General features: G+C 41.3%; 14 protein-coding genes. 3 read left to right on the top strand and 11 right to left on the bottom strand.

The window, feature by feature from the left end:
- The first annotated feature begins 15 nt into the window (after nucleotides 1-15).
- A complete protein-coding gene (locus ACZ9AO_RS14495) occupies nucleotides 16-1074 on the top strand; it encodes a lactonase family protein (protein ID WP_476109323.1) in 1059 nt (352 codons plus the stop codon).
- A 62-nt stretch (nucleotides 1075-1136) separates the two neighbouring features.
- Here ACZ9AO_RS14495 and ACZ9AO_RS14490 read toward each other — a convergent pair whose 3' ends face one another.
- From ACZ9AO_RS14490 to ACZ9AO_RS14470, 5 genes are all read right to left on the bottom strand, one after another.
- Complete coding sequence (locus tag ACZ9AO_RS14490) at nucleotides 1137-1934, bottom strand: endonuclease I family protein (protein WP_476109322.1); 798 nt, start codon at nucleotides 1932-1934, stop codon at nucleotides 1137-1139.
- 94 nt (nucleotides 1935-2028) lie between these two features.
- Nucleotides 2029-2643: an NUDIX hydrolase gene (locus tag ACZ9AO_RS14485; protein ID WP_053535163.1), complete on the bottom strand. Its 615-nt coding sequence runs from the start codon at nucleotides 2641-2643 to the stop codon at nucleotides 2029-2031.
- Nucleotides 2644-2929: 286 nt separating this feature from the next.
- Nucleotides 2930-4270 (bottom strand): aminotransferase, encoded by a 1341-nt coding sequence (locus ACZ9AO_RS14480; RefSeq protein ID WP_476109321.1) that lies wholly within the window; start codon nucleotides 4268-4270, stop codon nucleotides 2930-2932.
- A gap of 71 nt (nucleotides 4271-4341) precedes the next feature.
- The gene (locus tag ACZ9AO_RS14475) at nucleotides 4342-5799 is read right to left on the bottom strand and encodes a CoA-acylating methylmalonate-semialdehyde dehydrogenase (protein ID WP_048687107.1); all 1458 of its coding nucleotides are present in this window, start codon (nucleotides 5797-5799) and stop codon (nucleotides 4342-4344) included.
- Nucleotides 5800-6020: 221 nt separating this feature from the next.
- Nucleotides 6021-6569 carry a GNAT family N-acetyltransferase gene (locus ACZ9AO_RS14470; RefSeq protein WP_476109320.1) on the bottom strand — a complete coding sequence of 183 codons (549 nt, stop codon included), beginning with the start codon at nucleotides 6567-6569 and terminating at the stop codon, nucleotides 6021-6023.
- A 120-nt stretch (nucleotides 6570-6689) separates the two neighbouring features.
- Between ACZ9AO_RS14470 and ACZ9AO_RS14465 the strand changes: the two genes are divergently transcribed.
- On the top strand, nucleotides 6690-7646 hold the full coding sequence (locus tag ACZ9AO_RS14465) for a D-2-hydroxyacid dehydrogenase (protein ID WP_251539895.1): 957 nt from the start codon (nucleotides 6690-6692) through the stop codon (nucleotides 7644-7646).
- 184 nt (nucleotides 7647-7830) lie between these two features.
- Nucleotides 7831-8031 carry a cold-shock protein gene (locus tag ACZ9AO_RS14460; RefSeq protein WP_029714163.1) on the top strand — a complete coding sequence of 67 codons (201 nt, stop codon included), beginning with the start codon at nucleotides 7831-7833 and terminating at the stop codon, nucleotides 8029-8031.
- Between the two features lie 220 nt (nucleotides 8032-8251).
- Here the strand turns inward: ACZ9AO_RS14460 and ACZ9AO_RS14455 are convergent, their stop codons facing one another.
- From ACZ9AO_RS14455 to ACZ9AO_RS14430, 6 genes are all read right to left on the bottom strand, one after another.
- Nucleotides 8252-9106, bottom strand: coding sequence for a crotonase/enoyl-CoA hydratase family protein (locus tag ACZ9AO_RS14455; RefSeq protein WP_197281826.1), 855 nt, complete (start codon nucleotides 9104-9106; stop codon nucleotides 8252-8254).
- A gap of 205 nt (nucleotides 9107-9311) precedes the next feature.
- Nucleotides 9312-10304 carry an ABC transporter ATP-binding protein gene (locus ACZ9AO_RS14450; RefSeq protein WP_048679436.1) on the bottom strand — a complete coding sequence of 331 codons (993 nt, stop codon included), beginning with the start codon at nucleotides 10302-10304 and terminating at the stop codon, nucleotides 9312-9314.
- A gap of 13 nt (nucleotides 10305-10317) precedes the next feature.
- Nucleotides 10318-11331, bottom strand: coding sequence for an ABC transporter ATP-binding protein (locus tag ACZ9AO_RS14445; RefSeq protein ID WP_476109319.1), 1014 nt, complete (start codon nucleotides 11329-11331; stop codon nucleotides 10318-10320).
- A 49-nt stretch (nucleotides 11332-11380) separates the two neighbouring features.
- Complete coding sequence (locus ACZ9AO_RS14440) at nucleotides 11381-12310, bottom strand: ABC transporter permease (RefSeq protein WP_048679430.1); 930 nt, start codon at nucleotides 12308-12310, stop codon at nucleotides 11381-11383.
- Nucleotides 12310-13239 (bottom strand): ABC transporter permease, encoded by a 930-nt coding sequence (locus ACZ9AO_RS14435; RefSeq protein WP_048679446.1) that lies wholly within the window; start codon nucleotides 13237-13239, stop codon nucleotides 12310-12312. The genes ACZ9AO_RS14440 and ACZ9AO_RS14435 overlap by 1 nt, the downstream gene beginning before the upstream one ends.
- Nucleotides 13240-13372: 133 nt before the next feature.
- Nucleotides 13373-15007, bottom strand: coding sequence for a peptide ABC transporter substrate-binding protein (locus ACZ9AO_RS14430; RefSeq protein ID WP_251539897.1), 1635 nt, complete (start codon nucleotides 15005-15007; stop codon nucleotides 13373-13375).
- Nucleotides 15008-15388: the final 381 nt, after the last annotated feature.

Below are 15388 nucleotides of genomic sequence, written 5' to 3'. Positions count from 1 at the left end.
TTGGAGGAGATAAATATGGCAAAACATGGTCAACAGAACATCATTGGATACATAGGCACTTACACAAAAGGAAACAGCGAAGGTATTTACCGATTTACTTTAGATACAGCAGAAGGAAAGCTCAGCACACCGGTTCTTGCAGCAGAATTGACCGATCCGACTTATGTCGCCATCAGCCAGGACAAAAAGAATCTCTTCGCCATTTTAAAAGAAGCTGGCAGCGGTGGAGTTTCATCCTATTCGATTAGTGAAGATTCAGGTGAGCTTACCTTCTTAGGCAAACAACTGACACCAAATGGCTCTTCCTGCCATATAAGTGTCGACAGCAAGAAACAGGTTTTGGTCACTTCCAGTTATGGAGAAGGCGTGATTGAATCGTATCCGCTTCATGACGATGCGACCCCTTTGCCTGTATCATCAACTGTTCAACATGAAGGGCAAGGACCGAATGAAGAACGTCAGGAAAAAGCACACACTCACTTCGCTGGTTTCACGCCGGATGAAAGGTTCATTGCTGTTGTCGACCTCGGAATAGATAAAGTAATAACCTATAAACTACATAATGGGGTTTTGGAAGAAGTAAACAGCTTATCTGTTGCTCCCGGCAGCGGACCACGGCATCTGACCTTCCACCCAAACGGTAAATTTGCTTATGTCATGGCAGAACTTGTACCAGAAGTCATTGTTTTGAGCTTCGATAGTCAAACCGGTAGTTTTTCTGAATTGCAAACGGTACGGACCGTACCGGAAGATTTCAAGGAAAATAACCAAGGAAGCGCCATTCATATTTCTGATGACGGGCGATTCATATATGCCGCAAACCGCGGACATGATAGTATTGCCGTTTACGAAACCAATCAAGAAACAGGCAAACTGGCATTCGTGCAGCTGGTTTCCACCGAAGGACATTGGCCGCGTGATTTTTCATTGGACCCTAGCGGGAAATTTCTGATCGCTTCTAATGAACAATCAGGAAACTTGACACTATATGCTCGGAATGAAGATGACGGAAAATTAACATTATTGCAAAAGGATGTTCAAGTTCCCTTCCCTGTTTGCGTAAAATTCTTATAATCCATAATAAAAGAGGATTGAAGCTTGCACTGCAGCTTCAATCCTCTTTTTTATGCCCTTCTTTAATTCCAATTCTCTGCCATTTCGGGAAAATCTATATACGGGTTACGATTACCCTGCATTTCATGTATAGCGAGGTTTCTATGTTTTTCATAAGTGTTGACGGGAAAAAGCCGATGCCATTCCAAAAGCAGTGCCAAGTCGATTTTGCCGGTATCGATGATTCCCTCATATCTGAGTAAAAAATACAAAGTTGCCCTCGCCACGATCCCTTTTCCGTATTCGGGCTCGAATTTACTTTCGTCTGATTTCCCGCAACCCGCTTTTATACCGGCAGCCGATCTTTCAGGGATATAATCCTCAAAATCATGGTATGGATAGTTACTCCGGCTGCTATTACACGTTGGTTCACAGGCGAACAGATGATGCAAATCCCCCCTCATCGGTTCTTTTTTATCGAACCATGATTGAGGTACTACATGTTCACAATTAACGAGAATATTCTCCGAATTTGTTGATTCAATACCTCTTGACAACACTTCCAGTATACGGATATCTTCCTCAATCACTTGTGCAGGATCCATCCCTTTACCGGAATACAGACTTTTCAGCTGGCCATTTTCCTGTAAGTCCACCCATGGGTAAACATGACGATGCGGTGAGTAGTTCAGCTGGTTTTTATGGGTTGCCACAAGTAGGTCCTTCAATCCTTCCCGGTCCAAGGAACCATCTTTGTAGTATGCCAGCTTAAGTTCCTGATCTTTGGTTTCATCATAGTATTCGCGGTTTTCATTGAAGTTGACTAGCGCAGCCATTGCCATTTCCCGTTCTTTTTCAAGTACTTCAAAACTATACTTCATCCACTCATCCCCCCGCTTCTATTAAAAACCTAACTTTTACCATAATCAAAGCTTAATAGAAATAGACCGAAAAAAAAAGGTGCTTTAGAAGTGTCTAACGAAGTATTTCAATAAAATGGGTAAGGATTTTCGCTGTCATTCCCCAGATTACCCGACCATTATATAAGTAAAAATACTCTTCCATCTGTTTTGGCTGCCATTTATAATTCTCCCCGCCAACGACTAAATCATGGGGGAAGTTTGCATGCGGTTCCACTTTATATTCCACATGATAAATTTCTGGCGGTTTTTCCATGAAAAAGGAAAGTGGGACCGTAAAAATGGTTTCTACCTCAGCTGGATTAGGTATTATCCGTTGATGGTTACGAACAAATCCTGCATAAGGATAGACAATCATCCCGAATGGAGATACCAAATAATCGATCGGAAAGACGTTTTCGATATCTTCTTTTCGCAAATTAAGTTCCTCATATGTTTCCCTTAGGGCAGCAGCCTGTTCATCATGATCCAGCTTGTCTATTTTCCCGCCCGGAAAACATATATCCCCCGGCTGCCTCCTCAGTTTGTGTGAACGCTCTTCGAAAAGAACATGAATTCCATCTTCTTTCTCTATTAGCGGTACCAATACAGCATACTTTGAAAAGTTCCCACTCCCTAAAATTTCAGGGATATGTAATGTTAATTTTTTTGTTATATCTTCATTATTCATGTCCCTCACCTCTTCTGCCGGATAATATAGATATTCTATCACTACTCCTTATCATTCCATTTTCGAACATCCGCTTTAACTAAGCAAGGAAAACGATTCCAAAATACGCCTATAATTTCTATTAGATTCCTTTACCTCTTATTCTTCCTTGATCATAGACAAAAGCACCGTTCAAAGTTCCGAACGGCGCTAAAACTGACGCATCAGCCTCATTTAAAAAGCAAGTTATGTGTATCAACAGGCACATGCGTGAAATCATTGAATATTCAGTTTTTTATTTTTATTTTCATAGTTCAGCTAGCGTTCGCTTTACCGTCGCTATGATGAATGCAAAATCCTCTTCAGTTATACTAAGTGGGGGAGCAAGAGTCAGGATATTATTGAAGCCTGCTACTGTATCGCCATTTTTCCCTATGATCAGCCCCTTTTCTTTGCATGAAGCAATGACTTTATTGATTTTGGAAAGTTCGATCGGCTGTTTGGTCAGTTTATCTTCCACTAGTTCAATGCCTACCAACAAACCTTTCCCGCGTACATCCCCAACATTGGGATGAGATTTGATTTCTTCAAATTCTTGCAGAAAGCGTAGCCCTAACTCCTTGGACCGTTCTATTAGTTTTTCATTTTCATATATTTCAATATTCTTCATAGCGACGGCACAGGCAGCAGGATTGCCGCCAAATGTATTTACATGCCGAAAGCGGTCATAAACGTCTGAGCCAATATACGCTTCATAAATTTCGCGTTTGACGGCTGTAGCGGATAATGGCAAATAAGCGCTCGTGATTCCTTTAGCCATTGTTACGATGTCTGGTTTTACATCATAGTTCATAAATCCGAATTTCTTACCAGTACGGCCAAACCCGCAAATGACCTCATCCGAAATGAGAAGGACACCATTTTTCTCACAAATTTCTTTGACACGTTTCATATATCCATCGGGTGGCATCAAAATTCCGCCCCCAGTGATGATTGGTTCCATGATGACCGCAGCCACCGTTTCGCTCAGCTCCCATGTAATGGTACGTTCAATTTCCGCTGCACTTTTTTCACCGCTTTCATCCTCTGGATTTCGGTAAGAATCTGGCGGTGATACATGAAGAAACCCTGGGGCGAGAGGTTCATATTTATATTTTCGCTGTGCCTGCCCGGTAGCTGACAGGGCTCCCATTGAATTGCCATGATAGCCGCGATAACGCGAAATGAATTTATAGCGTCCATGTTCACCCTTTTGCTGATGATACTGCCGCGCAATTTTAAAGGCAGCCTCATTGGCTTCTGAACCGCTGTTAGAGAAGAAAATCACATAATCCCCACCAAGCCATTCATTTAATTTCTCCGCTAGCTTAATAGCCGGGATGTGGCTATTCGTTAAAGGGGCATAAGGAAGTTCCTTCAGCTGCTCGTAAGCTGCTTCAGCCAGTTCCGTGCGGCCATAACCGACGTTGACACACCATAAACCAGACATCCCATCCAGGAAACGATTCCCATCAACATCCGTAATCCATGCTCCTTGCCCGTTTTTAATCACCATTGCACCAGGGGTGGGTTCAGCCCCTTTCATATGATGCCACACATATTTACCATCCATCGCTTTAAGATCCTGACCCTGTTTTTCAACCTGCATAAGCTATACTCCTCCTAAAATAATGTATAAAGGAAGGCCGACCACAAATTGCGCCGACCCCCTTTTTCCTATCAGTATCTTGCCGTTAACATTTTCTTTCTCGTGTAAAATTCCACGCCGTCTTTCCCATTGGCATGAAGGTCCCCATAAAACGAACTTTTATATCCGGAAAATGGAAAGAATGCCATTGGCGCGGGTACCCCAAGGTTAATGCCAAGCATACCTGCATCAATTTCTTCGCGAAATTCCCGGATGGCTTTTGCACTATCCGTATAGAGGCAGGCACCATTGGCAAATTCGGATTGATTGGTCAATTCAATTGCTTCTTCAAGAGTATTAACTCGTACTATGGATAAGACAGGAGCAAAAATTTCATCACTCCATATTTTCATGTTTGTTTTTACATGATCAAATAATGTCGGTCCAACGTAATAGCCTTTTTCCTGATCGCCTTCATTCCTACCATCACGAAGGAGGACAGCTCCTTCTTTTTCCCCGATTTCAATGTATTGTTCTGTTCTTTTTTTATGAGTATCACGGATTACAGGTCCCAGGAAAACGTCCTTATCCATTCCATTTCCAATCTTGATGTTATCCGCTGCAGCCTTTAATTTCTCAACGAGCGTATCTCCCACTTCTCCCACCGCAACAACCACTGACGCAGCCATGCAGCGCTCGCCTGCAGATCCGAAAGCTGCATTCGTTATGTTCGTTACCGCATTGTCCAAATCTGCATCAGGCATGACGATCGAATGATTTTTCGCACCCGATAAAGCCTGGACACGTTTTTTATTGGCAGCGGCGGTTTTGTATACATACTCTGCGACAGGCTGGGATCCCACAAATGATACCGCTTTAATGTCTTCATGTTCCAAAATCCCATTCACGACATCGTGGGCACCATGGACAATATTGACAACACCATCCGGAACACCGGCTTCTGTCAATAATTCCACGAGACGGTTGGCCAAAAGCGGTGTCCGTTCTGAAGGTTTTAAGATAAACGTATTTCCACAAGCTATTGCCAGCGGGAACATCCAACATGGCACCATCATCGGGAAATTAAACGGCGTAATCCCGGCAACGACACCCATTGGATAACGATACATGCCAGATTCAATGCCTGGGGAAATATCAGGAAGCTGACTTCCCATCATCAAGGTAGGGGCACCTGCTGCGAACTCCACGCATTCAATCCCGCGCTGAACCTCACCATATGCTTCTGTATAGCTTTTTCCATTTTCGATAGTGACCAGCTTTGCAAGCTCATCCCAGTGTTCAATCAGTAATTGCTGGTAACGGAATAAGAAGCGAGCTCTTTTTGGAACGGCGACCTTTTTCCATTCTTTATACGCCTTTTTAGCAACCTCCACCGCTTGGTTTACATCTTCCTTAGTTGAAAGGGGTACGATTGCCAATGCTTCTCCTGTTGCCGGGTTAGGCACTTGTTCATGTTTCGAAGTTGTGGAATCAACCCATTTGCCACCGATATAATTTTTCAACGTTTCTACTTCATTGATAACTGTCATTAAATAAACCCTCCATTTCAACACGATTTCATAGTTTCATTATATTTTTTAAAACGACTTTTTACATTAGACGTTTTGTATAGTTTTTGATTCAATATTTGCACATATTGTTTGTTTCTGGCTTTCCCATATCCATCATAATCAACAACAGAAATTCACGCTTCGCAAACGATGTATATTTTTCTTATTACTTTCCCTTTAATCAGCTGACTTCGCAGCCATCATTTTATAATGGAATATAGCTTTAGGTCTTGATGCTTCCCCTTGACGAACATTCCTTTTCTTATGATTCCCTCAAAAGACATACCAGCCTTTTGCATGACTCGCTCTGAACCTGAATTTTCAACGAAGCACCTTGCTTGTATTCGAACTAGGTTCATATTTTCGAAGCCAAAGGCGATTATCTTTTGGGCTGCCTCCGTCATCAAGCCACTCCCCCAATATTCTGGTGCAAGCACATACCCTATTTCCGCAATATGATGGTCAACCTGCCATGAAACAAAATCAATGGTACCAATCAACTTACCGCTTTCCTTGTGTTCTATGCCCCATGGAGCGATTTTCTTATCCTCATAATTTTGAAGGATTAATCGGATAAAATCTTTTGTATCACTTAGGGAACGATGGGCTTCCCATGTGACGTAACGGGAAACTTCATTGTTGGATGCATAAGCGAACATGTCTTCGGCATCATTCATGGTGACTTTCCTCATGATCAATCGTTTTGATTCTAGAGCAGGCAGCTGTCCATATATCTCTTTCACGTTCATGATTACACCCCATTCCATTGATTATTAGTATTATAGCAAGATTGGTAAGCAATCGCCTTTCCAATTGAAATATTATCGAAACTTACGTATAATTCAGAAAAAATATCCAGGAGGATAATTATGCCAAAAAGAAAACTCATAATAAGCCAAAATTTGAATGAAATCTTATTACAGAAGATCCAAGAATTGATTCCCGAGTGGACTGTGATCACTGGGAGATCTCCGGAAAAATGGAGAGATCATATTGCCGATGCAGAAGTGATCGCAGGCTGGAAAGCGGAAATGTCTGTATCGATCGCTGCAAGCGATGTTAAATGGATCCAGACATGGAGCGCAGGAGTGAATGCTTTACCCCTGGAAAATTTAGAGCAAATGAATGTTCAGATTACAACTGCAAACGGCGTTCATGCGTATCCCATTTCAGAGACTATTTTCGCGTTAATGCTTGCCTTAACAAGAAAAATAGATACTTATATTAAGCAACAGCATACAAAGACCTGGCATCACGCACATATGAAGCAGGAAATTCATGAAAAGACCATAGGAATCATCGGTGTCGGGAAAATCGGAAAGGAAACCGCCAAAATTGCCAAGGCTTTTGGCATGACCGTATTAGGGATGCGCCATTCCGGTGAATCAGAAGAATTTGTAGATGAGATGTTCACACAAAAACAATTGATTGATCTTCTTCCTAAGTGTGATTATATTGTCGTGACATTACCTTTGACCCCAGAAACAAGGAATATGTTTGGTAAAAACGAATTCAATTTAATGAAGCGCTCCGCATATTTCATTAATATAGGAAGGGGAAACCTCGTCATTCAAAACGAATTGATTCAAGCGCTTAAGGACAAAGATATTGCAGGTGCTGGTCTTGATGTGTTTGAAACGGAGCCACTTCCTGAGAATAGCCCTTTATGGGAGTTGAACAACGTAATCATCACGCCGCACACATCCGGAAATACGGAATTTTACGACCAAAGGCTAATTCAGGATATTTTCATCCCAAATTTAAAGGACTATCTAAATGGTAAAACCCCTTCAACAAATTTACTTGATTACAAAAAAGGGTATTAAGAATTGTTCATTTTCTGTATACATTAATAATCTTCCCTTGTTAGCTTGCAGATTCCGACATTATCTGTTATATTTAAAAAGAATTATTTTTGTTCGGGAAGATTGATAAGTGAAAAACTTTTCGTCTAATGATTGAGCAAGGGTAGTAACACAATGTGTGGATTCACACTAGGAGGCAACAACAATGGAACAAGGTAAAGTAAAATGGTTTAACGCAGAAAAAGGATTTGGCTTCATCGAACGCGAAAACGGAGACGATGTATTCGTACATTTCTCAGCTATCCAAAGCGAAGGATTCAAATCATTAGACGAAGGTCAAGAAGTTACTTTTGAAGTTGAGCAAGGTCAACGCGGACCCCAAGCTACTAACGTTCAAAAAGCATAATTTTAAATACAATATATAACGGACCCTACTTGTAGGGTCTGTTTTTTTGATCGAAAAAGCAATCATAAAAAAACCCTATTCACAGGGAATAGGGAACATGAAACAAGTTTAGTAAATGGTAAACCTAGTATAACACACTAAGAAAAGAAACCCTAATTTATCCGAAAAGTAAAAATTATCAAGCACTTCCGAAGCCCTCGATATCGACCTTACCATTCATTCATTTCTTATCCGCTTCATATGTTCGATCCGTTCCCCACGGATAAAACGGAGGCATATCCGTGCTGCTTTTCATTTTGAAATCGGCTTTCCTTTTTTCGAGAAAAGCTTCGATTCCTTCTAGTGCATCAGCTTGTTTTCCGGTCCAATGAATCATTTTCGATTCTATTTTGTGTGATTCAACAGGATGGTTCGCACCGAGCATGGACCACATTAACTGCCGGGATAGCGTCACAGAGACGGAAGATGTATTTTCCGCAATGTCTGTCGCAATCTCCATTGCTGCAGACATCAATTCTTCTGGCTCGACGATCTTGTTTACCAGCCTTCCCTCATATGCTTCACTGGCCGTAATCATCCTGCCGGTAAAAATCCATTCGGAAGCTTTGCCCATTCCGACAAGTCTAGGCAAGAACCAGCCGCTGCATGCCTCCATCGTTATCCCCCGCCTTGCAAATACAAAACCCATCTTTGCATCTGTTGAAGCAATTCTAATGTCCATGGGCAAAGTCATCGTTATCCCAATCCCGACTGCCGCTCCATTAATGGCTGCTATCATAGGTTTCTTCATCTCAAAAATCCGTAATGACAACATTCCTCCTGCATCGCGATATTCAACCAAAGGAGTGTGATCCATAAACGTTTCTGCACCTTTTTCCAAATCCATTCCAGCACAAAAAGCATCCCCAGCGCCAGTTAATATGACGGCTCTTACGTCATCATTTTCATCCGCTTCATTAAAAGCGCGAATCATCTCCTCACACATCTTTTCATTGAAAGCATTCATTCTCTCTGGACGATTAAGAGTAACAATCATGACACGATCGACGATCTCACTAGTTATCGTGGAATACAATAACAGTCCCTCCTTCTCTCACAAATTGAAACATTCAACAGAATTTTATATTTACATATAATTACATTTTATATGTTTTATTTTCAGATTCCTAGTTTTTTATTTTGACATGCTGATAAATAATTTGATAATCGTTTCTATTCTAAAAATATTTTACATAAATGTGTAAAAAAAGACCAGTCGCAAATGCAACTGGTTTTTTTGTTTACCAATATAAATGACAAGCAACGAAATGTCCTGGTTTTTGTTCTTTCCATTCAGGTACAGCACTGGAGCATATCTCCATCGCCTTAGGGCAGCGCGTCCGAAATACACAGCCGCTCGGCGGATTGATCGGACTTGGTACATCGCCTTTAAGGACGATTCTTTCCCGTTTAATAGTCGGGTCTGGTATCGGCACTGCGGATAGCAAGGCCTGTGTGTATGGGTGTAGCGGATCTTTCGTTAAAGAATCACTATCCGAAAGTTCCATCATTCTTCCAAGGTACATGACTAAAATGCGATCTGAAATATACTTGACCATCGATAAATCATGCGCGATGAATAAATAAGTCAATCCCATTTCTTTTTGCAGTTCTTTTAATAAGTTGACCACTTGGGCCTGTATCGAAACATCCAAGGCAGAGATTGGTTCATCACAAACGATGAATTTAGGATTTAAAGCCAAGGCCCTTGCAATTCCAATACGCTGGCGTTGTCCGCCACTGAATTCATGCGGAAAACGAGTGATATGTTCCGGACTTAAACCAACCAGCTTTAACAGGTCTTCCACCCGTTTTCTTCGCTCTTTACCTTTTGATATCCCATGAATGGCAAGTGGTTCCCCAATCAATTCCTCCACCTTCATCCTTGGGTTCAAGGATGCGTAAGGATCTTGGAAAATCATTTGTATTTCACGGCGGATATGTGACATTTCCCCGGGTTTGTAATCGAAAATATTTTTCCCCTGAAAAAGAACTTCTCCATCTGTCGGTTCATATAATCGAGTGATTGTACGACCTGCAGTCGACTTACCGCAACCGCTTTCCCCAACAAGACCGACAGTTTCCCCTGGATAGATTTTGAGATCCAAACCATCTACCGCTTTCAGCGATTGAGAACCAATAGGAAAATGCTTCTTCAGATTCTTTATTTCAACAAGAGGAGAATTTTCGTTGTATGTCTTTTCTTTTACGGCCTTATTTTTCAGTGAAACCATTGGTTCTCCTCCTTTATACATTAGTCGGTGCTTGTACCTGTGCTGCCTTGGCCATCGGGTGGTGCAGCCAGCATGCGGCAGTCTGACCTTCTTCCACTACTTCAAGCTCCGGATCATGGTCTTTGCACACTTTCATTGCTGATTCACATCTTGGGTAAAATGGGCATCCTTTTGGCGGATCCAATAAATCCGGTGGTGATCCGATAATCGGAACCAACGGAGCCGTTTTTTCCATATCCAGCCTTGGCACCGTTTTAAGCAGACCTCTTGTATAAGGATGCTGCGGGTTTGAAAATATAGCCTCTACCGTACCCGTCTCCACAACCTTGCCTGCATACATGACGACTACCCGTTCACAAGTTTCCGCAACCACACCTAAATCATGAGTGATTAAAATGATGGAAGTATCCATTCTTCGTTGGATATCTTTCATCAGTTCCAATATTTGCGCTTGTATCGTTACATCCAATGCAGTTGTAGGTTCATCGGCAATCAGCAATTTCGGTTCGCAAGCAAGGGCCATCGCTATCATTGCCCTTTGGCGCATACCACCTGAAAACTCATGCGGATATTGCTGCATTCTTTTTTCCGGCTGTGGAATACCTACTAGTTTCAGTGTTTCCAACGCCCGTTCGTATGCATCATTTCGGGACATGTTTTTATTATGCTTTAAAATGCCTTCCATGATCTGGCTGCCGATTTTTGTCGTTGGATTGAGCGAAGTCATCGGATCCTGGAAAATCATGCTGATTTCATTCCCGCGAATCCTCTGCATTTCCTTTTCACTCATTTTAAGAAGGTCTTTACCGCCAAAGTTTATCGACCCTTTTCCATACTCTGCCGGGGGTGTTTCCAATAATCTCATGATAGATTTCGCTGTAACACTTTTGCCGCATCCGGACTCCCCAACAATCGCAACGGCTTCCCCCTTTTTCACGCCAAAGTTCACACCGCGAACCGCTTGCACTTTACCTGCATAAGTATGGAAGGTGATTTGTAAATCGTTGACTTCTAATAGGTTATCCATCATCGTCCCTCCTATTCTAGTAATATCAAATCATTATGTTAGGACTCATTTATTTCCGTAGTTTTGGATCTAAGGCATCCTGCAATCCGTCACCAACCACATTGAACGCGAACATCGTTAAGGAAATCAAAATTGCCGGGATTAACAGTTGATAGAAATTCCCTACCAGAATGCTTCCCAGTGCATCACTTGTCAATGTTCCCCAGCTTGCCTGAGGTGCCGGTACTCCCAGTCCCAAAAAGCTAAGTGTAGCTTCGGCAAAAATGGCAGTAGGTACAGTCAACGTTAAATTGACAAGGATCGGTCCCATTGTATTTGGAATCATGTGTTTTCTTAAAGTCCAGCTCGTATTGGCTCCAGAGATTGTTGCAGCATGGATATATTCATTCTCTTTCAGTTGTAAAACTTGTCCACGTACCAGTCGCGCCATCGGAATCCACCCCGTAATCGACATTGCAATGATGATCGGCAGAATACCAGGTTTTAATACGACCATCATTAAGATAACCATCAATAGGTATGGAATCGCATAGATCACCTCAGCGAAACGCATCATGATATTATCCGTGCGTCCGCCGCGAATGGCAGAAATCCCTCCATAAAGGACACCAATTAAAAAGTCGATCAGCGCTGCCATCAATCCAATGAACAAGGATATCCTTGCACCGTACCAAGCTCGCGTAAATAGATCCCTTCCTGATGAATCCGTTCCAAACCAATGCTCGCTATTTGGGCTAAGATTCTTTTTCTCGAAATCTTGTCCATAATAAGTATATCCGTTAATATACGGACCAAAAATTGCCATCAAGACCAAGAGGATTATTAGAATAAACCCCGTCATCGCCAGCTTATTTTCTTTAAATCGACGCCAGACGTCAGACCAATATGAAACTGTAGGTCTTGCTATTTTTTCAGCTTCCTTAAAGTTGCCTTCGGCGGGTTGGAACATATCTTCGGTTAAATGCACTTTATCTGCCATTATTTCTTCTCCCCCGTCACTTTAATTCTAGGATCAATCAACGTATAGGCTATATCAACGATGAATATCAATAGAATAAGCACCGCACTATACACAATTGTGGAACCAAGAATCACCGGGTAGTCCCTGTTGGATATTCCCTTTACGAACATATCTCCCATGCCCGGAATACCAAAAATACGTTCAATGATGAAGCTTCCTGTCACGATATTAGCCGTAAGGATGCCCAGAATCGTGATAATCGGCAATAACGCATTCCGAATCGCATGTTTGATTATGACACCGCTCCGTTTCAATCCTTTGGCTTTTGCTGTCAAAATGTAATCCTGCCCCATTACTTCAAGCATGCTTGTCCGCATCAGTCTCGCGATGAAAGCAAGCGGCATCATGGAAAGGGCAATGGATGGTAAAATGGTATGCTGCCATGTCGCCCATGTAGCAACAGGGAATATATTCCATTTAATTGCGAAATAATTGATTAAAATAGTCGCAAGGATAAAGTTAGGAACGGAAATCCCTACGATGGCAATGATCATTGATAAATAGTCGGGCCATTTATTCCTTTTCAGTGATGCCACGACACCCAAAATGAGGCCAAAGAAGATGGCAATCACCAAAGCTTGTGCCCCTAAGTGCAATGACACCGGAAACCCCTTCAAAATGTAATCATTCACGGTAATGGATGAAGATTTCAATGAAGGACCAAAATCAAATTGAACGACTTCCAATAAATAATTCCCATATTGGGTCAACAACGGCTTGTCCAATCCATAGTGGACTTGAAGGTTTTCATAAACAGCAGGAGGCATGGCTCCTTCTTTTGCAAATGGATTTCCCGGAATCGTATGCATTATGATGAACGTTAATGTAATAACAGCCCATAAAGTAATAATCGCCCATTTAAAACGGTTTAATGTATATCTCAACATGGTAATCACCCCAATCATCGATTTTCTAAGAAGTTGAAAACGGAAATGAATGCATGAAATATTCAAATTCGCAATTGAAAAATGGGGTATGACCTTAATCGGACATACCTCCCATTTCACTATTATCCTTCTATTATTTTTTATCCGCGTAAATGAAGTTCGGATAAGCGTTAATTGGAGCAAAAACTCCAGTAACATTCGATTTAACCATATATGGTTTTGTATAGAAGTAAACCGGAACGATCGGCATTTCGTCAATCATGACTTTCTCTGCTTTATGCAAAGCATCCATGCGTTCTTTTGGATCCATTGTAGATTTTGCTTCTTTTAATAAATTATCATATTCTTTGTTTGACCAACCTGCATCATTATAGGCGCCGTCCGTTTCCCAAAGCATGAATGTCATCGGGTCAACATAGTCACCAACCCATCCTGCACGGGAAATTTCAAAGTCACCAGCTTTTTCACGGTCAAGCTTAACTTGGAATTCTGCATTTTCAAGTGTCACTTCAACACCCAGGTTATCACGCCACATTCCTTGAACCGCTTCAGCAATTTTCTTGTGTGAATCTAAAGTGTTATACAAAATTGAAAACTCAGGTAATTCTTTCATGCCTTCTTCAGCAAGTCCTTCTTTTAACAATTTCTTAGCTTCGGTAACATCTTCCTTAAATAGGTTACCTGTATTTTCCTGGAAATCTCCAGATGCATCAGGAATACCCGGAGGGACTACGCCGAAAGCAGGCTTTTGTCCGCCTTGAGCAACATTTTCGGTGATTTTTTGACGCTCGATAGCCATTGAAAGCGCTTTCCTTACTTTAGCATTATTGAAAGGTTTCACTTCTGTATTAAAGTTGTAATAGTAAACAGCAAGTTCTTTGCCCATTTTGAATTCTTTATCATCAGAATTGACCATTTGACCTTGAATATCCACTGGCAGTGGATAAGCGAGGTCCAATTCGCCACTCTGATACATTTGCCATGCTGTATTTTCATCTTCAATTAGAGCAAAGTTAACCGCATCCAATTTGATTTTATCTTTATCGTAGTAATTTTCATTCTTTTCGATTTTCAGGCTTTCTTTATGTTTCCATTCCGTTAATTTGAACGGCCCGTTTGAAACGTGAGTTTTTGCATCCAAAGCCCATTTTGGATTTTCTTCCTGTACCTTTTTATTGATTGGATAGAAAGTATAGAAAGAAGTCAAGTCAAGGAAATATGGTGTAGGCTGTTCCAAAGTAACGACTAATGTATGTTCGTCTGTCGCTTTAACCCCTACATCCTCTTCCTTCCCTTTCTTACTGTTGTATGCTTCCCCGCCTTTAAGATAATAAAGTTGGTAAGCATAATCTGCAGCCGTTTCCGGTTTCAAAGCATATTTCCAAGCGTATTCGAAATCATTGGCTGTAAGCGGATCTCCATTTGACCATTTCAAACCATCTTTCAATTTGAATGTCCAAGTTAATCCATCTTCACTGATTTCCCATGATTCTGCAGAACCAGGGACGATTTTGCCTTCCTCTGTTTTCTTTGTCAGCCCCTCGAACGTATGTTCAAGGATCCATGATTCATGAGTACCTTGTGCATTTGCAGGGTGAAGCGAACCAGGTTCACTCGAATTGTTTACGTTTAATACTTTTGATCCGGATGAGTCACCCGAGCCTCCTTCTTTTTCATTCGAAGTTTCCTTCGAACCGCCGTTGCATGCCGCAAGCATAAGCATGATGGCCATAAGAAGAGCAAGCACTGAAAATTTAGACTTTTTCAAAAAATATTCCCCCTCATCTTTAATCTTTCTTAGAATATTCCCATTTAAGAGATTATCCTTCTAACACCTATTAATCTTCCGTATAGTACATATAATGATTGCGAGGAAAAGTAGAAGCATTCATTGCAGAAATTCACCCAAATCAATTAGCGAACCGTTTGCATAAATCTTAATTTCTACCTAAAAATAGCAATTAATGCAGTTTACTAGGTAAAAAATCACCTTTTTTTCACCTCGCCAAGGATACTATACCTCGAATTAAAGATGTTGAATTTTAAGTATATTACGAATAAATCAAAAAATCAATAAACCGGTGAGTACTTTTTCACAATATAGTAATTAATTGCTAATCAATTCGATCTAGATACTAGGTAAATAGAA

This window comes from Peribacillus sp. TE19612 (assembly GCF_056279465.1).
The sequence above is the reverse complement of the archived record's forward strand: the minus strand, read 5'-3'. Positions and strand labels throughout refer to the sequence as shown.